Source organism: Brachybacterium sacelli (genome assembly GCF_017876545.1).
GTDB lineage: Bacteria > Actinomycetota > Actinomycetes > Actinomycetales > Dermabacteraceae > Brachybacterium > Brachybacterium sacelli.
Map to the genome: position 1 here is coordinate 306,341 of NZ_JAGIOD010000001.1, position 22,399 is coordinate 328,739.

At 70.9% G+C, this 22,399-nt stretch carries 21 protein-coding genes and 1 tRNA gene; 12 read left to right on the plus strand and 10 right to left on the minus strand.

Annotated features, from left to right (window positions below; genetic code table 11):
- Nucleotides 1–141: 141 nt before the first annotated feature.
- The gene (locus JOF43_RS01240; RefSeq protein ID WP_209898039.1) at nt 142–840 is read right to left on the minus strand and encodes an LrgB family protein; all 699 of its coding nucleotides are present in this window, start codon (nt 838–840) and stop codon (nt 142–144) included.
- A complete protein-coding gene (locus JOF43_RS01245; protein ID WP_209898041.1) occupies nt 837–1,340 on the minus strand; it encodes a CidA/LrgA family protein in 504 nt (167 codons plus the stop codon). The genes JOF43_RS01240 and JOF43_RS01245 overlap by 4 nt, the downstream gene beginning before the upstream one ends.
- Before the next feature lie 74 nt (nt 1,341–1,414).
- On the opposite strand from JOF43_RS01245, the gene JOF43_RS01250 reads away from it, so the two are divergent.
- On the plus strand, nt 1,415–1,960 hold the full coding sequence (locus JOF43_RS01250) for a GNAT family N-acetyltransferase (RefSeq protein ID WP_209898042.1): 546 nt from the start codon (nt 1,415–1,417) through the stop codon (nt 1,958–1,960).
- A 193-nt stretch (nt 1,961–2,153) separates the two neighbouring features.
- Nucleotides 2,154–2,789 carry a hypothetical protein gene (locus JOF43_RS01255; RefSeq protein WP_209898045.1) on the plus strand — a complete coding sequence of 212 codons (636 nt, stop codon included), beginning with the start codon at nt 2,154–2,156 and terminating at the stop codon, nt 2,787–2,789.
- A gap of 66 nt (nt 2,790–2,855) precedes the next feature.
- On the opposite strand, the gene JOF43_RS01260 is transcribed toward JOF43_RS01255, so the two are convergent.
- The 7 genes from JOF43_RS01260 to JOF43_RS01290 form a co-directional block, all read right to left on the minus strand.
- Nucleotides 2,856–3,083, minus strand: a complete 228-nt coding sequence (locus JOF43_RS01260; RefSeq protein WP_209898047.1) for a hypothetical protein — start codon at nt 3,081–3,083, stop codon at nt 2,856–2,858.
- Between the two features lie 9 nt (nt 3,084–3,092).
- Nucleotides 3,093–3,641, minus strand: coding sequence for a pyridoxine/pyridoxamine 5'-phosphate oxidase (locus tag JOF43_RS01265; protein ID WP_209898049.1), 549 nt, complete (start codon nt 3,639–3,641; stop codon nt 3,093–3,095).
- Nucleotides 3,642–3,845: 204 nt separating this feature from the next.
- Nucleotides 3,846–4,514: a response regulator transcription factor gene (locus JOF43_RS01270; protein ID WP_209898051.1), complete on the minus strand. Its 669-nt coding sequence runs from the start codon at nt 4,512–4,514 to the stop codon at nt 3,846–3,848.
- Nucleotides 4,511–5,971, minus strand: a complete 1,461-nt coding sequence (locus tag JOF43_RS01275; RefSeq protein WP_209898053.1) for a sensor histidine kinase — start codon at nt 5,969–5,971, stop codon at nt 4,511–4,513. Before JOF43_RS01275 ends, JOF43_RS01270 begins: the two co-directional genes overlap by 4 nt.
- Nucleotides 5,968–7,101 (minus strand): hypothetical protein, encoded by a 1,134-nt coding sequence (locus JOF43_RS01280; protein ID WP_209898054.1) that lies wholly within the window; start codon nt 7,099–7,101, stop codon nt 5,968–5,970. Before JOF43_RS01280 ends, JOF43_RS01275 begins: the two co-directional genes overlap by 4 nt.
- Before the next feature lie 69 nt (nt 7,102–7,170).
- Nucleotides 7,171–8,757 carry an AbgT family transporter gene (locus JOF43_RS01285; RefSeq protein WP_209898056.1) on the minus strand — a complete coding sequence of 529 codons (1,587 nt, stop codon included), beginning with the start codon at nt 8,755–8,757 and terminating at the stop codon, nt 7,171–7,173.
- 123 nt (nt 8,758–8,880) lie between these two features.
- Complete coding sequence (locus tag JOF43_RS01290) at nt 8,881–10,248, minus strand: M20 family metallopeptidase (protein ID WP_209898058.1); 1,368 nt, start codon at nt 10,246–10,248, stop codon at nt 8,881–8,883.
- A 165-nt stretch (nt 10,249–10,413) separates the two neighbouring features.
- On the opposite strand from JOF43_RS01290, the gene JOF43_RS01295 reads away from it, so the two are divergent.
- The 7 genes from JOF43_RS01295 (at nt 10,414) to JOF43_RS01325 (ending at nt 18,082) form a co-directional block, all read left to right on the plus strand.
- A complete protein-coding gene (locus tag JOF43_RS01295; protein WP_209898060.1) occupies nt 10,414–11,307 on the plus strand; it encodes a PTS sugar transporter subunit IIAB in 894 nt (297 codons plus the stop codon).
- Nucleotides 11,308–11,349: 42 nt separating this feature from the next.
- A complete protein-coding gene (locus JOF43_RS01300; RefSeq protein ID WP_209898062.1) occupies nt 11,350–12,933 on the plus strand; it encodes a PTS ascorbate transporter subunit IIC in 1,584 nt (527 codons plus the stop codon).
- 382 nt (nt 12,934–13,315) lie between these two features.
- Nucleotides 13,316–14,956: a sodium-dependent transporter gene (locus JOF43_RS01305; protein ID WP_209898064.1), complete on the plus strand. Its 1,641-nt coding sequence runs from the start codon at nt 13,316–13,318 to the stop codon at nt 14,954–14,956.
- Nucleotides 14,957–15,078: 122 nt separating this feature from the next.
- Nucleotides 15,079–15,186: a methionine/alanine import family NSS transporter small subunit gene (locus JOF43_RS01310; protein ID WP_209898066.1), complete on the plus strand. Its 108-nt coding sequence runs from the start codon at nt 15,079–15,081 to the stop codon at nt 15,184–15,186.
- 521 nt (nt 15,187–15,707) lie between these two features.
- Nucleotides 15,708–17,051: a tyrosine--tRNA ligase gene (gene tyrS, locus JOF43_RS01315; protein ID WP_209898068.1), complete on the plus strand. Its 1,344-nt coding sequence runs from the start codon at nt 15,708–15,710 to the stop codon at nt 17,049–17,051.
- 208 nt (nt 17,052–17,259) lie between these two features.
- Nucleotides 17,260–17,790, plus strand: a complete 531-nt coding sequence (locus JOF43_RS01320) for a flavin reductase family protein (protein WP_209898069.1) — start codon at nt 17,260–17,262, stop codon at nt 17,788–17,790.
- 207 nt (nt 17,791–17,997) lie between these two features.
- Nucleotides 17,998–18,082 (plus strand) — tRNA-Ser (locus tag JOF43_RS01325).
- A 174-nt stretch (nt 18,083–18,256) separates the two neighbouring features.
- On the opposite strand, the gene JOF43_RS01330 is transcribed toward JOF43_RS01325, so the two are convergent.
- Nucleotides 18,257–19,309: an Rv2578c family radical SAM protein gene (locus tag JOF43_RS01330; RefSeq protein ID WP_209898071.1), complete on the minus strand. Its 1,053-nt coding sequence runs from the start codon at nt 19,307–19,309 to the stop codon at nt 18,257–18,259.
- Nucleotides 19,310–19,429: 120 nt separating this feature from the next.
- Here JOF43_RS01330 and JOF43_RS01335 point away from each other — a divergent pair, with 120 nt between their 5' ends.
- The 3 genes from JOF43_RS01335 to JOF43_RS01345 all read left to right on the plus strand — a co-directional run bounded on the left by JOF43_RS01335 (nt 19,430) and on the right by JOF43_RS01345 (nt 22,381).
- On the plus strand, nt 19,430–20,551 hold the full coding sequence (locus JOF43_RS01335; RefSeq protein WP_209898073.1) for a hypothetical protein: 1,122 nt from the start codon (nt 19,430–19,432) through the stop codon (nt 20,549–20,551).
- Nucleotides 20,552–20,695: 144 nt separating this feature from the next.
- On the plus strand, nt 20,696–21,217 hold the full coding sequence (locus JOF43_RS01340) for an OsmC family protein (RefSeq protein ID WP_209898077.1): 522 nt from the start codon (nt 20,696–20,698) through the stop codon (nt 21,215–21,217).
- Between the two features lie 99 nt (nt 21,218–21,316).
- Entirely contained in the window at nt 21,317–22,381 is a 1,065-nt protein-coding gene (locus JOF43_RS01345) for a hypothetical protein (protein WP_209898079.1), read from the plus strand.
- Nucleotides 22,382–22,399: the final 18 nt, after the last annotated feature.

The window sequence follows — 22,399 nt, forward strand, 5'->3', positions numbered from 1 at the left end:
GGCGACGATCGGTCCTCAGGCGGCAAACGGCCCTCAGGCAGCGAGCAGCCCGTGACCGCCGTCGCGTGAGGGCACATCAGGCGGGCACCGCGTGGGCGACCGGCGACCCGGGGCCTGCTCCGGCCGCTGTGAGCGCTTGGCTCAGCCCGTCACCAGCGCGGAGACGATCGGCAGCACCACGGTCATGACCAGAGCATTCATCACCATCGCCGCGCTGGACCAGCCTCCCGCCACCGACGACTCGGCGAGCACGCGCGAGGTGCCGATGCCGTGTGAGGTCAGGCCGATGGCGAAGCCCCGGGCGCGCTCGTCCCGCACCCGGGCGAGGGACAGCAGAGCCGGACCGACGACGGCGCCCAGCACGCCCGAGATCAGGGTCAGCACCACGGCGAGTGGCACCGACGCCCCCAGGGTCTCCGCGATCGACAGCCCCACCGGTGAGGTCACCGAGCGTGGCAGGGCGGCGCGCAGCATGTCGTCACCCGCTCCGAGGAGCGTCATCGCGCCGACGGTGAGGGTGACGCTGAGCGCCCCGCCGACCGTGAGGGTCGTCGCCACCGCAGGTGCCGAGGACGCCAGTGCCCGCCCATTCCGCAGCAGGGGCAGGGCGAGGGCCACGGTCGCGGGTCCCAGCAGCAGGGTCAGCACCGTGACCTGCTCGAGGTACTCGTCGTACGGCAGCCCGGTGGCCTGCAGGACCACGGCGACCAGGATGACGGTGACCAGCACTGGGGAGAGCAGTCCCGGCCGACCGCAGCGCTGGTACAGCCACAGCGCCAGGAGGTACGCGCCGAGGGTGAGGGCGAGGCCGAAGACCGGCAGGTGGATGAGCGTGCTCATGCGCCGGCGCTCCCCGGGACCGGTCCCGTCCCCGCAGGAGGCGCACCCCCGCCGGGCCCGTCGGCCGCTCCGTGCCCCTCGCTCGCCCCGGGGCCGTCGGTCGCGGTGGGGCGGCCCCCGCGGCGACGGTCCATCCGCTGCAGCAGAGCCTGGAGCAGCCACCCCGCGACCAGCAGCGTCACCACGAAGGAGCCGCCGACGGCCAGCGCGATCGACAGCGCGTTCTGCGCCAGGGACTGCAGCTCCAGGACGATCCCGACCCCGGGCGGCACGAACAGCAGCTGAAGGTGCTGCAGCAGCGGGGTCGCGGCGGGCTCGGCGATGCGCAGCACCGCGCGGGTGGGCCGCAGCAGGCCCAGCACGACCAGCAGCACGATCCCGATCACGACCCCCGGCACGGGCAGGGCGAGCAGCTCCGACGCGGCGAGGCCCACCATCTGCGCGAGCAGCAGGACCACGAGACCGAGCAGGACGGGAGGCAGGAGGGCGGCGCGGGACATCGTCGCCAGGGTAGCCCGAGCGGCGCCCGTCGAATCGCGTTGACCACCATCGACGCTCCGTTCAGACTGCCGTCATGTCCCTCGTGTTCCCGCTGCTCGGCCCCCGCGTGATGCTGCGACCGTTCGAACTCTCCGATGCCCACGACGCCCACGTCGTCTACGGGGACGCGGACGTGATGCGGTACGTCGGCGAGGGCGGCGCGGTTGCGCCCTCGACGACGGCGCGGATGCTCGAGGACTACCGCCGCCACCAGGACGAGCGCGGCTTCGCGTTCTGGGCCGTCGTGGACCGGGCGAGCAGGGAGCTGATCGGTGACGCGGGCCTGGAGGTCACCGACCAGGGCGTCGAGCTCGGGTTCACCCTGGGCCGTCGCTGGTGGGGGCGGGGGCTGGCCACCGAGGCGGCGCGGCTGTGCGTTCGGGCCGCCTGCGGGCCGCTGGGACTGCCGCATCTGGTGGCCCTGGTCGATGTCGACAACCCCGCTTCGGCTCGAGTGCTGGAGAAGCTCGGGTTCATGGGGGACGGGATCGTGAGCGCCTACGGTCGCGCGCACCACCGCTTCCAGCTCTGCACCGACCGACCGGTCACCATGGGCTCCTCCCCCGTGTGGTCACGATGACCTGCGCAGGAGCAGTGCGTCGACGCGAAACCGTCGCCTGCCCCGAGGGCCGCCCGAGCGGAGGATCACTCGCCTCTTGCCGCTGGGCCGCGCGTCTCGGAGCGTGGAGCGTGACAGTCGGCGATCCGCGCTCCAGGCGATCTCTGCACCGCCCGACAGGAACTCATCGGAGGTATCCGGGATGACGAGCCCCATGAACACCACCGTCAGTCGACGCACCGCGTTCAGGAGCGTCGCCGTCGCCGGCCTGGCCGCGGCCGCCGGTCTGTTCGCCACCTCGAACGCGCACGCCGCGAGCGATCTCGTGGTCCTCGACCAGATCGGCACCGGCCCCTGGGACCAGGAGAACTGCGGCCCGGCGTCAGCCGTGATCGCTCTGGTCGCCGCCGACAGGTCGCCCGATGAGTACGTCTCTGGGGCGGAGGGCGCAGCCGTGGGCGGCAACGCGACCGTGGTCATGGACATGCGCGCCCACTGCGGCCTGTCTCCGTGGGGCGACCCTTCGGCCAAGAGCGTCGACTACTGGGGCGCCTACCTCGAGGACCTCGAGAAGGGCATCCAGGAGTACGACGGCACCGCGACGCACGCCGAGTACGAGGAGGGCGTGGATGCCGCCGCGAGCGGGTCGGTCGTGATCCTGCACGTCCATCACGGGGCCCTGATCGGCGAGGACGCGGACTACGGCCACTTCGTCGTCGCCCAGGGCAAGGACTCCGACGGGAACATCCTGGTCTCCGATCCTGGGCGGGCTCAGAGCATCGGCATCACCGGGTACACACGCAGTCATCTGCTGAACGCCCGACAGGGCGACGCCACGATCGTCAGCTGATCACCCCGGCCACGCCCTCCCCCGGCGCCTCCGGGCGGGCGCTGAGCGGCGACGCGAGAGGGGAGGTCAGCGTCGACGGGCGTCGGCCTCGGCGTTGCGTGCTCGCGCCTGGAGTATGCGCCCGATGAGGGCCATGATGGCCCCGGCGACCATGAGGAACGGGCCGATGTTGATCCAGTCCAGTCCACCGTGCAGTACGGCCAGCACGACCGTTGCGAACACCCCGACCAGGAGAATCGTCAGACCATTGCGCTGCAGCTGTCGCGGGTACGGAACGGCACCTCTGGCCATCATGCGCTCCTCTCAGCGATCCGAACAGCGTATCCACCGACCGTCCTCCCGCCGGTAGGCGACACGAGTGTGCAGACGGTCGTGCCGGGCCTGCGTGAACTCGATCTCGGTGGGCTGCAGGGCGTAGACCTGCCATTCCGGGTTCGGCTGTCCGTCGGAGGTGGGGCGGGCGAGCCAGTCGCGCTGCGAGACGTCCTCCCCGAGGGCGACGACCTCCCCGGTGACGTGCACCTGCCTGCCGGACTCGCGCCAAAAGAAGAGCATCGCCGCCCGCGGATTCTCGGCGAGCTGCCTGCCTTTGCGCGAGGTGCTGCGAGTGGAGACCTGGAAGCCGTGCTCGTCGAGGTCCTTGAGGATCAGGGTGCGGCCGACGGGGGTGCCGTCGGGCAGCGCGGTCTGGAAAGTCATCGCGTGGGGTTGGCGGGCGCCGCTCGCGATCGCCTCCTCGAGCCAGGCCGCGAACAGTTCGGTCGGATCCTCGGGCAGCGTCTCGAGGTCCAGGACGGGCAGGTCCTCTGGGAAGGCGGGCAGGGCGCGCAGCCGCGCGGCGAGGTCGCTCATGCGCTCATCCTGCACCCGCATCGTGCAGTTGTGCACCCCCACGACCGGTGCGCCACCGCGGACCGGTCGTGGGGGTGCACAACTGCTCCGACGGCTCCCCCGAGCGGGCGCGGCGATGCGCCCGTGGGGCCTGGGGGCGCGTCCGTGGGGCCTGGGCGGCGCGCCCCGTCCGGTCCGGCACGTCACGGACCCCGTGGCGCCTGCTCAGGGCTCGACGAGCCCCGTGCGATAGGCGATGACGGTGGCCTGGGTGCGGTCGCGGGCCCCGAGCTTGCGCAGCACGGAGGCGACATGGGTGCGCACGGTCTCCACGCCGACCACGAACTGCGCGGCGATCTCCGCATTGCTCGCCCCGCGGGCCACGGCCTCGAGCACCTCCTGCTCACGCGGCGTGAGGTCCGGCCCCATGTAGGAGGCCGTGCGGGCGCGGGGTCGCAGCAGAGAGCGCACCGCCGCGGGGAAGAGCAGGCTGTCGCCCTGGGCGATCGTGCGCACAGCCTGCACCATCTCGGCGGCGCCGGCGCGCTTGAGCAGGAAACCCGAGGCACCGGCCAGGAGCGCGTCGAGCACGTAGCCGTCGTGCTCGAAGGTGGTGACGACCAGGACCTTCGGCGGGTGGGGCAGGCGCAGCACCAGCTCCGTGGCGCGGATCCCGTCGAGGTCGGGCATCCGCACGTCCATGCAGACGACGTCGGGAGCCTCGCGGCGCACCAGGGCGACGGCTTCCGCCCCGTCACCGGCATCGCCGACCACCTCGAGATCCGGTTCGGCCGCGAGGATCATGCCCATCCCCTGGCGGACCAGCGGCTCGTCGTCGACGAGCAGCACCCGCACCGGGGCGCGGTCGTCGTCCGGGGTGGAAGGGGGAGTCATCGGTCGAGCCTTTCCGGCAGCAGGGGGAGGACGGCACGGGTGCGCCAGGTCTCGGCTCCGCTCCCCGCCGGGTCCGTCGCGGAGCCGACGGGCCCTGCCTCCAGCGTGCCGCCCCACAGGTCGAGGCGCTCGCGCAGCCCGACCAGTCCGCGACCGCCGACGGACGTGTGCGCGGTGGCAGTCGGGCAGGGGTTCTCGCACGCGATCACGGTGGCGCGCTCCCCCGTCGACTCCCGTCGCTGCTCGAGATGCAGGTGCACAGGGCCAGGGCCGCCGTGGCGGAGCGCGTTGGTGAGCATCTCGGTGACGATCCGCAGCAGGTGCTCGTGCTGCGCGGGAGGCAGGTTCCCGGGCACGTCGAGGTTGCCGCGCAGGTCCATCCCGACGCGGCGGTGGCCTGCGAGGACATGATCGAGACGAGCCTCGAGCGAGATATCGGCGATGGACAGAGCCTCGGGCGCTCGAGTCGGCCCCTGCTCTGCGGGAGCAGGCGCCGGCCGAGCCCCGTCGGGCACCTCCGTCGGCCCCGCCCCGGCGGGCTTCTCCGTCGGTTTCTCCTTCGTCGGCCCCGCCCCGTCGGGCCCCTCCGTCGGCTCCGCCTCGTCTGGCCCCTCCGTCGGCCCAGCCCCGTCAGCACGCCCTATCGTCCCCGTCCGGTCGATCCCCTCGGCACGCAGATCCGCGAGCACCTGGTCGAGCTCGACGAGCGCCTCACGGGCGGTGGATTCGATTCGCGCGAGGGCCTGCGCGGCCGCCGCGGAGTCCCGATCGATCACGCGTCCTCCGGCAGCAGCCTGGATGCTCACGATGGTCAGGGCATGGCCGATGCCGTCGTGCAGCTCGCGGGCGATGCGCCGGTGCTCGGTCTCCTGAGCGATGCGGGCCAGGGCCACGTCGAGCCGGTCGCGCGAGGTGGGGCCCAGCAGGCGCGGGGCCAGACGCGCCGCGAGCGAGCCGATCGGGCCGGCAGCGGTGAGCGCGAGCAGCGACGTGATTAACGCCGCCGCTGCGATACCCGCCCTCCCGATCACAGAAGGTGCCGTCGGGACCAGGGCGCTCTGCACGCCCCGGACGGCCTCGACGAGGGTCAGCACCGCGAACGGCATCAGCATGGTCAGGCTCGCGGCGACGAGCAGCCCGGCCAGCAGGTGCACCTGGACCCACACCACGTCCTGCAGTCGATGGACCAGCCCCGGGCGCTGCGGCACCACGAGCTCCCGGCGCACCCCGAGCATCGAGCGCGCCGCGGTGACCTCGAGCTCCCGCACCCCCGGGACGAGGCCGAGCAGCCCGCCGAGGAGCACGCCGAGCAGCACCCCTGCCGCCAGCGTGCGCAGCGACAGGGGCACCTCGAGACGGACGAGGCCCACGAGCGAGAGGACGAGGACGACGGTCGTGCCGATCGCCGCGCCCGTCATCAGCCACGCGAACCGCGCGCCGTGCCGTCGGATGTTCACGCCCCCATCCTGGACCGGGGACGGCGCTCAGCACGAGGGCCGATGGTCGAGCGACGGTGGCCGATGTACCCCCAGACGGCGAGGGCGAGTGCCGGTCCCCAGAACCAGCAGGGGAAGACCAGCGCGAAGGAGAGCATCTCGGCGACGCCGAGCGTCGAGGCGCTGAGGACCATCGGCACGGCGGCGAAGCACAGCAGCGCCGCGACGGTGAAGCCGGGGATCGCGGCCGTGGCGACGGGCACGGGACCTCCGCCGACGACGGGGAACCAGCGCGGGAACCTCTCGCCCCAGGGCCGGATGAGCCCGATCGTCAGGAGCACGCCGAGCCAGGCCCCGGTGGACAGTGCCAGGCCCCAGACCCGTGTCGCGAGGTCAGCCTCGGCGGCGGCACCGCCCAGATACGCCCACGGCGTGAGCCAGCTGAGGCGGATCAGCGCGTAGGGCAGCGGGCCGCAGGCTGCGAGGAGAGTGAGCGCGCGACGATGCCGTCTGGCCCAGTCCCCCACCCGGCCGAGGGTCCGGGAGCTGTGCAGTGCGAGGACCACGAGCGCCGCCCAGATCGCTCCCTCGAGGAGCACGTGCGCCGTGATCAGCAGTTCCCCGGCGTCGGCCAGCACGACGGGAACGATCCACCCCGCCAGCTGGCCGACGACGTCGCGGCCCAGGATGAGGCCGAGCACGAGGAGCAGCAGGATCCCCGCGCCGATTCCCCGACGCGCGGGGCCGTCCCCGCACAGCAGTGCGATGCCGCAGGCCACCACGATGAAGGGCATGGCCAGGGCGAGGAGGTACCCGGTCCCGGCCAGGGTGGTGAAGCTCGCGAACCCCAGCCCGAACAGGACCACCTGGGCGACCCCGACGGCGGCGACGAGCCGGGCGGTACGCTCGGGCACCTCCCGCACGGCGAGCAGGACGGCAGCGGTGGCGGCGCCGAGCAGGGCCACGACGATCTGTGCCGTGTACATCGGCCCGGGGCCCACCAGATCGACCAGTGGCGGCGGGGTGGACATCCGGGCGATGACGGAGGCGCCCGGCGCGAGCAGCCACCGGATGCCGAGCCCGGCGGAGATCAGGCTGGAGAGGGTGGCCAGGAGCAGAAGGAGGCGGAGTGGGCGGTGTGTCGTATCCATGCCTCGAGCCTCGGCCCACGGCTGCCGTGCCGCCTCCCCCGCGCGGGGGATCCGTCTCCCCCGAGGCCGTCACTGCCCCAGGAAGATGCCGTTGCCCGGGCCGAGCGGCAGGTCCGCGACGAAGAAGATCGCGAGGATGATCGTCCACACCAGCCAGAACGGGACCACGAAGGGCAGCATCCGCGCCATCAAGGTGCCGAATCCGGCGTCGGGCTCGTACTTCCGCACCATGCCCAGCAGCACGATCATGTACGGATTCATCGGGGTGATGACCTGGGTGGCGGAATCGCCCACGCGGAAGGCGGCCTGGGTGAACGCCGGTTCGTACCCGATCAGCGCGAACATCGGCACGAACACCGCGCCCATGATCGCCCACATGCCGGAGCCGGAGATGATGAACAGGTTCAGGCAGCTGGCCAGCAGGATGAAGCCGAGGACGGCGGCGAAGCCGTCGAGCCCGGAGGCCTCGAGCCCGGCCGCGCCGGTGACCGCGATCCAGGTGCCGATGCCGGACCAGTTGAACAGAGCGATGAAGTTGCCGAGGATGAAGGCCAGCACGACGAACGGCAGCATCTCCTTGATCGCGTCGGACATCATCCGCACCGCGTCGCGGCTGGTGCGCAGGGTGCCCACCACGGCGCCGTAGGCGACGCCGACGACCATGAAGTACGCGACCACGATGAACACGATCGAGCTCAGCAGCGGGGACTCGGGCAGGAAGGTGCCCTCCTCGTTCCGCCACGGTGAGGCCGGCATCAGGAACGCGACCAGGAACAGGGCGGTGAGCACGGCCGCGCTGATCACGGCGATCAGCAGGCCCTTGTTCTCGGCGGGGCTGAGCTTGGCGCGCATGTGCTCGGAGTCGGTGGTGTCGGACTGCTCGCCGTCCACGGAGACCTCGTCGCGATTGATCCCCATGCGGACCAGGCGCGGCTCGACCAGCTTGTCGATCACGAACCCGGCGATGAAGCCCAGGATGAGCGAGGAGGCGATGTTGAAGAACCAGTTCGAGACCGGGTTGACCGGGGTGAAGTCGAACTCGGGCAGCGCCCCCATCACCGAGGTGGTGATGCCCGCGAACAGCGCATCCAACGAGGTGGGGAAGATGTTCGTGGAGTAGCCGGCGCCGGCGGCGGCGAAGCCGCCCAGCAGGCCCGCCATGGGGTGTCGGCCGGCGGCCTTGAATACCAGCGCCGCCAGCGGCGGCACCACCACGAAGGCGGAGTCGGCCATGATCGAGGAGATCACGCCGACGAACCCGACCACGTAGGGCAGCGCCCAGGCCGGGGAGGTGCCGAACAGCTTGCGGATCGCGGCGCCGAGCAGTCCGGAGTGCTGGGCGATGCCGATCGCCAGCAGGATCGGCATCACCGTCACCAGCGGCGGGAAGCCGATGTAGTTCTCACCGAGGTTGGTGGTCAGCCAGGTCAGGCCCTCCCCGGTGAACAGGCCCTTGATGGCGGTGGCCTCGTCCGAGCCGGGCACCGTGACGGACACGTTGCCCCAGGCCATCGCCGTGGAGACGACGCCCGTGATCGCGAACAGGATCAGGAACAGCATGAAGGGCTCGGGCAGCTTGTTGCCCGCCTTCTCCACCCCGTTCAGGAGCTTGTCGGTGAGACCGGTCTTCGCCGGCTCGGTCGGTGCTGCGCTCATGGGGACTCCAGTCGGGTCGGGGCGGGGAGCGGGGGCCGGGATCTGTGGACGCCGACCGGCTGTGGCCGACGGAGCGGTGGTCGTCGGTCAGCGCGCGGGCGACGGTCGATGGACGTACCTCGGTCAGTGGAAGTACGACGGCACGTCGATCGCGCCGCCGGCGACGTCGAACTCGGTGGTCATGGCGGTGGCCAGCTGTGGGTCGTGAAGGGCGTCGAGCACGGTCGCGGCCAGCCCGTAGGCCCCGTCGCCCGTGGCGGCGCGGGCGTCGTCGGAGACGGCCCAGGCCGCGAACTCGCGGGTGTGCAGGGCAACCTCGGGCGGGGAGATCCGGATGACGGGGTGGATGCCGGGCACCCGGTAGCTGACGTTGCCGAAGTCCGTGGAGGCCGCCAGGATTGGCGAGACCACACCGAAGGGCAGGGGGTCGCGGCCGCGGCGACGCTGGGCCAGGACCCAGCGACCGGTCAGCGCCTCGTTCGTGCGCACCGGCAGCGACGGCGGGTGATGGTCCCAGCCGACGGTGACGCCCACCCCTGCCATCAGAGCGGCGCCGCGGGCCACGTCCTCGACCCGCCGAGAGAGGTCCTTGAGGGTCTCGGGCCGCTGGGAGCGCACGTACAGGTCGAGCTTCGCGTGGTCCGGGATGACGCTCGCCCGCTCACCGCCCTCGCGGATCACCGCGTGGATGCGATCCGACGGCGGGGTCTGCTGCCGCATCAGCCCGATCCCCTGGTACATCAGGTTCGCGGCGTCCAGGGCATTGCGGCCCATGAACGGCTGCGCGGAGGCGTGGGCGGTGTGGCCGTGGAACTCGACGGTCAGGGTCCGACGGCCCAGCCAGGTCTGATCGGCCAGGTCGTAGCCGTAGGGGTGGGCCATCACGGCAGCGTCCAGACCGTCGAACGCGCCCTCGCGGGCCATGTACTCCTTCCCGGTGTGGCCCTCCTCGGCGGGAGTGCCGAGGAACACGACCCGTCCCGGGACGGCCGCCGGATCGACCGCCGCGAGCGAGGCCAGAGCGAGGAAGGCGCCCAGGCCCATGACGGCGATGACGTTGTGTCCGCAGCCGTGGCCGACGCCCGGCAGCGCGTCGTACTCGGACAGGATCGCGAGCGTCGGCGCCCCCTCCTGCTCGGCGCCCGCCCCGTGGATCTCGGCCCGGATCGCGGTATCGAGCCCGTGGACCCCGAGCTGGGCGTCGATGCCGTGGGCAGCGAGGACGTCGACGATGGCGCGGGCGGAACGATGCTCCTCGAAGGCGACCTCGGGATGTTCGCCGAGGTCGAGCATGAGCGCCGTCATCTCCACGGCGTCCCGTTCGACCAGGGCCTCCAGGCGGTCGTGGAGGGCGGGATCAGCGCCGGCGAAAGCGGAGCCGGGATGGGAGGCGGTGCGCATCGCGGACTCCCGCTCGGACTCGAGCTGGGAGAGATAGGCGGTGGACAACTCTGTGTGCTGCGCCTCCGGCGCCTGCTGCTCTGACGTCATGCGGATCACCGTAAGCCACCAGGCGGCCCACCTGGCAGGACGTCGCCGAGCCGATCCCGCGCCGTGACATTCGCCCTGCGCCCGAGAAGTGATCGGCGACCGACGAGAACGTACGCTCGGGAGCCACCCCTGCGCCTCTCGCTCCCCCTTCGGAGAACACCCGCCATGTCTCAGCTCACCGACCTCCTCGATCCCGCCGCCATCCAGCTCGACGCCCCGGCCGCCGACCGCACCGAGGCGATCCGCCGCTCCGGCGACCTGCTCGTCGCCACCGGCGCGATCGACGCCGCCTACATCGACGCGATGCTCCGCACCGTCGAGGAGCACGGCCCCTACATCGTCATCACCCCGGGTTTCGCCCTCGCCCATGCCCGCCCGGACGAGTCTGTTCATCGCACCGCCCTGTCGTTCCTGCGCCTTTCCGAGCCGGTCGTCTTCGGGCACGAGGCCAACGACCCGGTGCAGCTGGTCATGACCCTGGCCGCCGCGGACGAGTCCGCCCATCGCGAGGCGCTGGCCGCCCTGGCCGGGGTGCTGGCAGATCCCGAGCGTCGCCAGGCCCTGGACACCGCCGCGAGCGCGCAAGAGGTGCTCGCGGTCCTGGGCGACCAGGGGGAGGCAGCGGCCGACGGAGCGGCTCCCGCCACGGATGCTGACGGTGCGGCAGGTGCGGACAGGGCCGCAGGCGCGGCCGACGCCTGGAGCGCCTCGACCGCCGGTGCCGCGCGGACCACCCCGGCGGCAACGGCGACGGACCCCGAGGCGATCCCGTCGAAGAACCTCATCCTCACCGTCTGCGGGAACGGACTGGGCACCAGCTTGTTCCTGAAGAACACCGCGGAGCAGGTGCTCGACCGCTGGGGCTGGGCCCCGTACCTGAGCATCGAGGCGACCGACACCATCTCCGCCAAGGGCAAGGCAAAGGACGCCGACGTCATCCTCACCTCGGGCGCGATCGCGCAGACCCTCGGCGAGGTCGGTGTGCCCGTCGAGGTCATCCAGAACTTCTCCTCCCAGGTCGAGATCGACGCAGCGCTGCGGCGCCGCTACGCGGTCTGATCCCCTCCTCCCCGTCCAGCACCCCCACCCCGGAGCCAGACCATGAATGTGCTCGTCTCGATCGCCGAGTTCCTCGTCAACGAGTTCCTCAGCGTCCCCGCCTATCTCATCGGCATGATCACGGCCATCGGCCTGATCGCCATGCGCAAGTCCGTCGGCCAGGTGACCGGCGGCGCCCTGAAGGCCGTTCTCGGCTTCCTGCTCATCGGTGCCGGCGCCACGCTGGTGACCGCCTCTCTCGCCCCGCTCGGCGTGATGATCCAGGGCGCCCTCGGCGCCCAGGGCGTCGTGCCCACCAATGAGGCCATCGCCGGCATCGCGCAGGAGAAGTTCGGCGCCCAGGTGGCATGGCTGATGATCCTCGGCTTCGCCGTCGCGATCCTGCTGGCCCGCTTCACGCCACTGCGCTACGTCTTCCTCACCGGCCACCACCTGCTGTTCATGGCCACCCTGATCACCGTGGTGATGGCCTCGGCCGGGATGCCCACCGTCGTGGTGGTGGTGCTCGGAGCACTCCTGCTCGGCATCCTGATGGTGTCGCTGCCTGCCTTCGCCCAGCCCTGGACCCGACGCGTCTCCGGCGACGACTCGATCGCCATCGGGCACTTCGGCACCGCCGGGTACATCGCCTCCGGCGCGGTCGGTCGCCTCGTGGATCGCAAGGGCACCAGCCGCTCCACCGAGGACATCAAGGTGCCCGAGTCGCTGCGCTTCCTGCGCGACTCGATGGTCGCCACCGCCCTGTCGATGGTGCTGATGTACCTGGTGGTCGCCGTGGTGTACCTGGCCCGTGCCGGGCGAGCCACCGCTTTCGAGGCCTTCGACGGCGGCGCCAGCGACGTCGGCAACTACCTCATGCAGTCGGTGACCCAGGGCCTCCAGTTCGGCATCGCCGTGGCCGTGATCCTCTTCGGCGTGCGCACCATCCTCGGCGAACTGGTCCCCGCCTTCCAGGGCATCGCCGCCAAGGTGGTCCCGGGGGCGATCCCCGCTCTGGATGCGCCGATCGTCTTCCCCTACGCCCAGAACGCGGTGCTGATCGGGTTCCTCTCCAGCTTCGTCGGAGGTCTGGTGGGACTGCTGGTGCTGGGCGTGTGGCTCGGCCCGGTGCTGGGCCTGGCCCTGATCCTGCCGGGCCTGGTCCCGCACTTCTTCACCGGCGGCGCGGCCGGGGTCTACGGCAACGCGACCGGCGGCCGACGCGGCGCGGTCGCCGGCGGCTTCGTCAACGGCCTGCTCGTCACGTTCCTCCCGGCGCTGCTGCTGAAGGTGCTGGGCACCTTCGGCTCGGCCAACACCACCTTCGGCGACACCGACTTCGGCTGGTTCGGCATCCTCATCGGCTACGGCGCCCGCACCGGCGTGGTGCCCGGGATCGTGCTGCTGGCGGTGATCGGCGGACTGATCCTCACCGCGGCCGTGCTCGTGCAGCGACGCGTCGTCGACGCCGGCTGGGATCCCGCCCCCGCCCGTGCGGCAGCAGGCGGCGGGGCCGCCTCGGACGCCGACGCAGGAGCCGGAACCGGGTCCGACGGGGAGGCGGGAGGCACGGCCGATCCGTCGGCCCACCCGCGGGTGGCCCCGCCGGTCGGCGCCCCCACGCCGCCGCCCCCGCCGCGCGAGTGATCCCGGCGGCGACCGGAGCTCAGCGGCGAGCGTGCCCCGACACCCGAGCTCGCCCCGCACGGCGAGCCGCCGATTGCCACGACAGGACCGATGTCGAGAGGAACTTCGGTCCTGACGCGGCAATCGGAGGGCTTCCAGGTGGAAGAGGGCGAGGTTCGAGGCGGGAGCCGGCTGTCCGTGGGCACCCCGCGGATATCGCCGCGCTCGTCGGGCGCGTATCATCCCGCACAGTGCACGGTGGCACACCCCGCCGTCGTCGCATGCCCCGGCCACCCGCACGTCGGCGAGATCCGCGAACCGTGCGCCACCCCGGCCCCCAGCGGGCTCGACCCTGTCCTGACCCACCTGCGCCGCCCCGCGGCGCCCTCACCGGAGGCGAACAGTGACCGCATCCACCCCCTCCCCGACCACCGCGGGTACGAGCGCCGATCGCGGAGCCTTCTCGGGCCGGACCGCTTTCATCTTCGCGGCGATCGGCTCGGCCGTCGGCCTCGGCAACATCTGGCGCTTCCCGTCCGTGGCCTACGAGAACGGCGGGGGCGCGTTCATCCTGCCGTACCTGATCGCGCTGCTCACCGCAGGCATTCCCCTGCTGTTCCTGGACTACGCGGTCGGTCACCGTTGGCGCGGCTCCGCCCCTGCCGCCTGGCGCCGCTTCAAGCGCTGGACCGAGTTCATCGGCTGGTGGCAGGTGCTGGTCGCCCTGATCATCGCCCTGTACTACGCGCTGATCCTGGCCTGGGCCACGAACTACACGATCTTCTCGCTCGACCAGCGCTGGGGCGATGACGCCGAGGGCTTCTTCAACGAGTACACCCAGGCCCTCGGCGGCGCGGACGTGACCATCTCCTTCGACGTGGTCCCGGCCGTGCTGATCTCCATGATCCTGGTGTGGCTCGCGGTCATCGTGGTGATGGCTCTCGGCGTGCAGAAGGGCATCGCCGCCAGCTCCGTCGTCTTCATCCCGCTGCTGGTGGTCATGTTCGTGATCCTGGTGGTGCGCTCGCTGTTCCTGCCCGGCGCGATCGACGGTCTCGAGGCCCTCTTCCAGCCCAACTGGGCGGCGTTGCTGAATCCGTCGGTGTGGATCGCGGCCTACGGCCAGATCTTCTTCTCGCTGTCGGTCGCCTTCGGCATCATGCTCACCTACGCCTCCTACCTCAAGAAGAAGACCGACCTCACCGGTTCCGGCCTGGTGGTCGGCTTCGCCAACTCGAGCTTCGAGATCCTCTGCGGCATCGGGGTGTTCTCCGCGCTGGGCTTCATGGCCCAGGCGCAGGGCCTCGCGATCGACGAGGTCGTCACCGACGGGGTGGGGCTGGCGTTCATCGCTTTCCCGACGATCATCAGCGAGGCTCCGGCCGGGGCGCTGATCGGTGTGCTGTTCTTCGGCTCGCTGGTACTGGCCGGCTTCACCTCGCTGATCTCGATCGTCGAGGTGGTCATCGCCGCGTTCCAGGACAAGTTCGGCCTGGCCCGGATCCCCGCGACGCTCGGCGTGTGCATCCCGCTGGCCGTGGTCTCCACCGTGCTGTTCTCGACCACGATGGGCCTGCCGCTGCTGGACGTGCTGGACAAGTGGGCCAACGAGTACGGCATCGTCGCCGTCGCCCTGGTCTCCACGATCGTGGTCACCTACCTGGTGTGGGGCCTGCCCACGCTGCGCGACCACCTCAACTACAAGGGCACTTTCCGTATCGGCTGGCTCTGGATGCTCTGCGTCGCCGTCATCGCCCCGTTGGTGCTGGGCGTCTCGCTGTTCTTCAGCACGACGGATCTGCTCACGTCGGGGACTACCTATATGGGGTACCCGGGCTGGTTCGTGCTGGTGTTCGGCTGGCTGATGGCCATCGGTCTTGTCGTCGTCGCCGTGGTGCTCTCGCTGATCCCGTGGCCGGCCGGATCGAACCTGTACAAGGACGATTCCGACGGTGATCCGATCGCCCCCGAAGCTGCGGCCGGCAAGGGTCTGGTCACGACGTCCCAGGCCGCCACCCCGCACGAACTGCGCTCCGACCGGTAGTCGGGGGGACAGCAGCCCGCACAGCTCATGCCACCGTCCTTCCCCGTCACCTCACCTCTCGCCCGCCACCTCACGTTTCACCCGTCACCTCACCTCTCGACCACCGCATCTCAGGAGTGATCATGTCTGTCGCCTCCATCGTCATGATGGTCATCGCGATCGTGACCGTCTGGGGCGGCCTCGTCGCCGCCGTCATCAACCTCGCCCGCCACCCCGAGAAGGACGACTGAACTCTCTCGCAGCACCTCGTCGAGAACTGGCCGCTGAGCTCGCGCGCAGTGCATCGTCGAGAACTGGCCGCTGCGCACGCGAGCAGTGCATCGTCGAGAACTGGCGGTTGAGCATGCGCAGTGGCGATATGGCCAGTGCACATGCTCACGCGCCAGTACTCGACCAGTGGCCAGTGGTAGTGCACGCGCCTGCGACACGGACACCGGCCTACTTCGCAAGATCGGCGGCCGGCCCCCGAAATAGGTGACCGGCCCCGAAATCGGTGGCGTGAGCGGAGACCCACCGCCGCCGCGCCCCGATACCCATGCGCTACTCTTCCGGCATGGACAGGCGCATCGACTATCCGCACGGCTCTGGGACGAGCCGTGTCGTCGTGCGCGCGCAGCTGCCGTAGGACAGTCGCCATGACATAGCACCGCTCTCTCAGAGCCCCGGGCGAGGACCACATGGTCCTCGCCTTTTCCGTATCCACGGCGCGGGGTATGCACGGAGCTCCTCGCCCTCCCGAGAGGAACTCTCCATGACCACCCCCGATACCCACCGCGCACCGCGGCCCGCGCTCTCGGACCCCGCCGGCCACCGGTCGCCACCGCGCATCGCCGTGGAATCCTCGGAATCGGCGAAATCACCGGGCAGCCCAGGCTCCCCCGACTCCCCCGACTCCCCCGACTCCCCCGAGGCGATCCTCGCCCGGCTCGAGCGGACCACGGACCAGATCATCGGACGGGAGGATCTCGTGAACCGCCTGCGCGAGGGGCGTCCGCTGCGTATCAAGTTCGGCGTCGACCTCACCGCCCCGGACCTCCACCTCGGCCACGCCGTGAACCTGTGGATGATGCGTACCCTGCAGGATCTCGGGCACGTCGTGATCTTCCTGCTCGGCGACACCACCAGCCGCATCGGCGACCCGACCGGACGCAGCACGACCCGACCCGTCCTGACTCCGCAGCAGATCCATGACAACGCCGAATCGTTCCTCGAGCAGGTCACGCGGGTGCTGCGCAGCGACGCTGGGCTGCTCGAGATCCGCCGCAACTCTGAGTGGTTCGACGAGATGGGCGTGCCTGGCCTGCTCCAGGAACTGAGCCTGGTCACCCATGCCCACCTGATCTCCCGAGACATGTTCCGCGCCCGCATCGGGGCGGGCACCGAGATCGCGATGCACGAGCTGATCTACCCGGTGCTGCAGGGCTTCGACTCCGTCGCCCTCGGCTCCGATCTCACGATCGTGGGCACGGACCAGCTGTTCAACGAGTCGATGGGCCGTGAGTTGCAGGTCAAGCACGGCCAGATCCCGCAGACGGTCATCTCCTCCACCGTCACCCCGGGGCTCGACGGCGGGCCCAAGCAGTCGAAGTCGAGAGGCAATTACGTGGGTCTCTGCGCGAGCCCGGGCGAGAAGTTCGGACGGCTGATGACGCTGCGCGACGAGCTCGTGGGGACGTGGGCCCAGGTGTACACGGACCTGCCGATGGACCAGGTCAGCCGACTCGGCGAACTCGCGCTGGCCGGCGGATCCGCGGCGCGAGACGCCAAGCTGGACCTGGCCGAGGCGGTGGTGCGTCGGCACGACGGCGCGGCGGCCGCCCGGCATGGTCGCGAGGAGTTCCTGCGGGTGTTCTCCGCCCGCGAGCAGCCCAGTGACATGGCCCCGTTGCCACTCGGGACCGGGCCGATCACGGCACTGGACCTGGTCGCCACGGCCCGCCCGGAGCTCTCGCGCAGCGCGGCACGGCGACTGCTGACCGGTGGCGGAGTCCACCTCGACGGGATGCGCCTCGAGGATCCGGAACGTCGTCTCGAGCTCGGCGACGGGCACATACTGCGGGCCGGGCGGCGCCGATGGTTCCGAACCGAGGGCTGACGAGCGTGCCACCACGTCTTTGCGGGGAGCTCAGAGCGCGATGTGACGCGATACGCCGAGGCACGCGGCCACGTGAGCACCCTCGCAGGCTTTCCGCCGTCACATTCATGGCGCCGAGCGAGCGAAGCCCTTAGGTTCGCTCCTGTCACTCGAAAGCACCCGTAGGGCCCAGGAGTCCCGGGTCGAACCCCTTCGAGGAGGGAGCTCCATGTCTTCTGACCCCACGATCAGCGCCGGTGGACCCGCGAGCGCCGACGGCGTCCTGGACCGGGAGACCTTCGCCGCCCTTTTCCGCCGCCACCCCGCAGGTGTCGCCGTCGTCTCGCTCACCGACGGGGCACGGCCCCTCGGATTCACCGCGACCTCCGTGATCTCGGTGTCGGCGCAGCCTGCCGTGCTTGCGTTCTCCATCAACGGCACCTCCTCAGCGTGGCCTGCGCTGAGCCGCGCCGAGACGGTGACGATCAACCTGCTGGCCGCGGATCAGCGCCAGGTCTCCACCGTCTTCGCGACCTCCGGCATCGATCGCTTCGCACAGGTCGACTGGCATCAGCTCCCCACCGGGGAGCCGGTGCTGTACGGGACGGCCGGTTGGATCAGCGGCAGGATCCTGGAGCGTGTCCCCGCCGGCGGGAGCTACGTCGTGATCGTCGCCGCGGACCGTGCGGAGCTCTCGAACGAGGAGCCACTGGTGTACCGCAACCGCACCTACCACCAGCTCCTCGAGTACGAGATCTGAGCGGCCGGCCCCGGGGGCCGGGTGCTGTTCGTCGTCGGCTCCTCCCACGAGATGCCGCTCCGCGCAGCATTCGGGTCCGACCGCTACGACCTGCGACTCGTCGATCTCGCCGAGTTGGAGACGTGACCGGCCGAGTGTGACCTGCATCCGCTCGGTTCGCACCACTCCAGGGCGTCGGGTACGCTGATGCCTGCTCTTACGAGCGCTGGAGGATTCGCCTAGCGGCCTATGGCGCACGCCTGGAACGCGTGTTGGGTTCACGCCCTCAGGGGTTCAAATCCCCTATCCTCCGCCGAAGACCGGAGCCGCGTCATCGTTCACGAACGATGGCGCGGCTCCGGCTTTTCTGCGTGGGTGCGCCGTCGAGGGTGCCGGAGGCTCACGTACGCCGCCGACGGCTCCCACTGCGCACGGCGCCGACTCCGTTGCGGATCCGCTCACCCACGCACCGAGGCACTTCCCCGGGTCAGAACAGCGCAGGCTGCGGCGTGAGGTCGAGCGCGTCCGGTGCCGCGCGGGCCCGACGAGCGGTCTCGCTCGCCTGACGCCGCTGCTCCGGCTGGTCCTCGTCCTCGCGGGAGTCCAGGCCGTGCCGGCGCAGCAGCGGGCGCATACGCCGGGCGAGGTTCTTGCGGTATCCGGCCGGCGCGTAGGAGGCGTGTTCGTAGAAGCGGCGGTATCCGGTGACGAGCTCGGGGTGCTCCCGTTCGATCCACTCCAGGAACCATTCCTTGGCGCCCGGGCGCAGGTGCAGGGCCCCGTAGACGACGTGGGCGGCGCCGGCCTCGGCGATCCGGGCGAGCGCCTCGTCGAGTTGGGCGTCGGAGTCCGTCAGCCACGGCATGATCGGCATCAGGAACACCGTCACGCGGAATCCGGCGTCGGCCGCGGCACGCACGGTGGCGAGGCGTGCGGCGGTGGTCGGGGTTCCGGGTTCGACGGTCTTCTGCAGCTGGTCGTCGAAGACGGCGATGGACATCGAGAGGTCGACGGGGACGCGCTCGGCCGCCTCCTGCAGCTGGGGCAGATCGCGGCGCAGCAGGGTGCCCTTGGTGAGGATCGACAGCGGGGTGCCGCTGTCGGCGAGGGCGGAGATGATCCCCGGCATCAGCCGGTAGCGACCCTCGGCCCGCTGGTAGGGATCGGTGTTGGTGCCCAGTGCGACGAGATCACCTTGCCAGGAGCGCTTGGCGAGCTCTGCCCGCAGCACGTCGGCGACATTGACCTTGACGACGACCTGCTGGTCGAAGTCCGCCCCGGCGTCCAGGTCGAGGTAGCGGTGGGTGCTGCGCGCGAAGCAGTAGACGCAGGCGTGCGAGCAACCGCGATAGGGGTTGACCGTCCACTCGAAGGGCATGGAGCTCGAGGCCGGGACGTGGTTGAGCGCCGACTTGGCCGTGACCTCGTGGAAGGTGACGCCCTGGAACTCCGGCGTGCGTACGCTGCGCACGAGCCCCGACATGCCCAGCAGCGCCTGCGTGCGCTGTTCGGATCCGACCATCTGCCCGCTCCATCGCATACCGCCATTCGAACGCACGTTCGAGGTCGTGTCAAGCGAGGCACCCCACCCCCTCCCCTGCGGCGGCGTGCGCCGGTATCCTGCCGTGGCCACAGGAGGCGCCGACGCGAGGGGATCCAGATGTCGAGCTCGGGAACAGGTGGACCGCACCACGGCCAACCCGGCCAGCGGGATCCGCGGCACGGCGGACCGCAGGGCCCCGTCGGCCCGAACGGCCGAGGAGGCCCGACGCCATCAGGCCAGTACGGCCCGCCGCCAACCGGCTCCCCCGCCCGACCTCCCACTCCGAAGCGTCCCTGGGCCCTGATCGCCGTCGCGCTCGGCTGCGTCGGTCTGCTCGTGCTGGTCGTGGGCGGCGGCCTGACCTACCTCGCACTCACGCGAGGGGGCGACGAGGACCCCACCGCCTCGGGGAGCCCGTCGACCGGACCGAGCGATGCCGAGAGTCCGACGGCGAGCGGTTCCGAGGGCACGGACTTCGAGGTCATCTCGCCGATCGACACCCCGCCCGGGGATGCCGAGGACCTGTGGGCGATCATGGCCGACAACCCGCTGACCGAAGGCACGCTGCCCGACGTCACCTCCTGCGAGCTGCCCGCGACTCCCGCGACGAAGCAGACGCCGGAGGAGGTCCAGGCAGTGCTCACCTCGGCGGGCGACTGCCTGAACCAGGTGTGGGCCGGGGCCAGCTCTGATCGCGCACTGCCCTGGGACAAACCCTCGGTCCAGGTCTACTCCTGGCCCGACATCCCGGAGTCGGCGGGCTGCGAGAAGGACACCTTCGAGAAGGACTACCCGCGGGTGTGCAACCTCGACGGCACGATCTATTGGCCCGTCGGCTACGGTTCCGGCGCCTCCCGCTCCGACGACGCGGCTGTGCCCGGCGCGTACCTCTGGGACCTGTCCTTCCTCTACATGACCACCGTGAGCTGGAACAGTTCCCTGGGCGCCTATTACGAGGCCCTGAACGATCAGCTCACCGGCGACGAACGCAACGCGGAGGCGCTACGCCGCTACCGCCTGCAGTTCCGCTGCATCGCGGCAGCGTCGGCGATGCAGCAGCCCAGCGCCGCACAGCCGGCGCCGGCGATGCGTGAAGGACTGCTGACGGAGTCGACCTGGAGCGAGACGGAGGAATTCGACCCCGCCTCCCTCGTGCTGTGGTTGCGAGCCGGGATGGAATCCGGCGGCGACCTCAGCGCCTGCAACACCTGGAACGCGCCGGCGGACCAGGTCGCGTGATCCTGCGGCAGCTCCCGTCGGGATCGGGGACCTCGGGGCCCCGCCGATGAGGTGACCTGTCGACGGCGCCCGGCAGTCGGGCCCCTCGTGGGCCGACGGATGCACGGTCCCGCAGGGCGCACGCACAAGATCTAGCCTGGGGCGATGGCGAGCACTTCCGATTCCTCGACACCGACCGCCTCCCGTGCGCTCTACACCGCCCACGTCGACAACGCCGACGGCACGTCCGGCCACGTGCGCATCCACGACGGACCCGCGACGCTCGAGATCTCGCCCGCCGGGACCACAGAGCGACGCGAGGACGCCGCGTCCTCGCCCGAGGTCGTACTCCCCACCGGAGCCCCTTCCGCGCCGGCGCACGGCTTCAACCCCGAGCAGTTCCTGGCCATGGCCTGGAGCACCTGCCTCGGCGAGACGCTGCGAGTGGTCCTGACCGAGCGCGGCCTGCCGCACGAGAGCCAGGTGAGCGTCGAGGTCGAGCTGCACCGCGATCCGGCCGGCGGCTTCCGTTTCACCCCACGGGCACTGGTCACGATCGAGCAGATGGCTCCCGGGGAGGCCCGCCAGCTCGCCGAGGCCGCGCACGCCCGCTGCCCCGTCTCGAAGCTGCTGAGCGGCCAGGGTGCGATGCAGGTCGAGCTGGTGATGCCGCAGGACCGAGGCTGAACGGAGCCGGCCGGTCCGCGCCACCTCGCCGGAACCCTTCGCGGTGGGGACCCGCCCGGATATCCTGCGGGGAAGAGGGCGAACTGTGAAGGGGAGCACATGTCGGGTGCAGGGGCGTTGGGGAACGGGCCCGGGCAGGGCAACCAGAGGCGTCCCGGCCCTTCCTGGAAGCAGCCCTGGACGCTGATCATGGTGGCGCTCGGCTGCGTCGCGGTGCTCGTGATCACGGTCGGCGGCGGGCTCACCGCCTTGATCCTCACCCGCAACGGCGAGGACGACGAGCCCACGGTGGCCACCAGCCGGACTCCGACCGACGCCGAGAGGAGCGGGAACGAGGTGCCGACCGATGAACAGCCCGGTCCCGCCGAGGAGACCCCCAGCTTCGAGGTCGTGCTTCCCTACGACGAGCTGCCCGGGACCGTCGAGGATCTCCAGGGAGTTCTCGCCGACAACCCGCTGACCCGCGGGACCCTGCCCACGGTCGGCAGCTGCGAGCTGCCCGAGACCCCGGCGGGAACGCAGAGTCCGGAGGAGATCCAGGCCGTCCTCGATGCCGGCGGCGACTGTCTGCACTCGATCTGGTCCATCGCGAGCTCGGATCGCGGACTGCCGTGGAGCAACCCGTCCATCCAGGTCTACACGCCCCCGGAGGTCCCGGCCGAAGCGAGCTGTGACCGCGGGAGCTTCTCCCCGCACTCCCCGCTGATGTGCAATATCGACGGTGCGCTCTACTGGCCCGCCGGTAGCGGGGTCGGTGCCGAGATCAGCGACGCCCAGAACATTCCTGGCGCCTATCTCTGGGATCTGGCCACCTCCGAGATGCCGGCGGTCGAGTGGAACAGTTCGGTGGGCGTCTACTACGTGTCCATGCTCAACGGGATCGAGGAACAGGAGGCCGACGGGCAGGAGTCCGAGGCGTACAAGGAGGCCACGCGCCGCTACTCGCTGCAGAACCTGTGCCTGGGGTCCGCCGCCTCGATGCAGGTGCCGACAGCGGTCGAGCCCACCAAGGCCCTGCGCGCCGTGCTCATGGACGAGTCGACCTGGGAGGCCGACGGGATCGCCCCGGCCTCCCGCGTGCACTGGATCCGGGCCGGTTTCGAGTCCGCGGGTGACTTGGGTGCCTGCAACACCTGGGAGGCCCCCGCCGACCTGGTGGCCTGAGCGGACCGACCCGGAGCC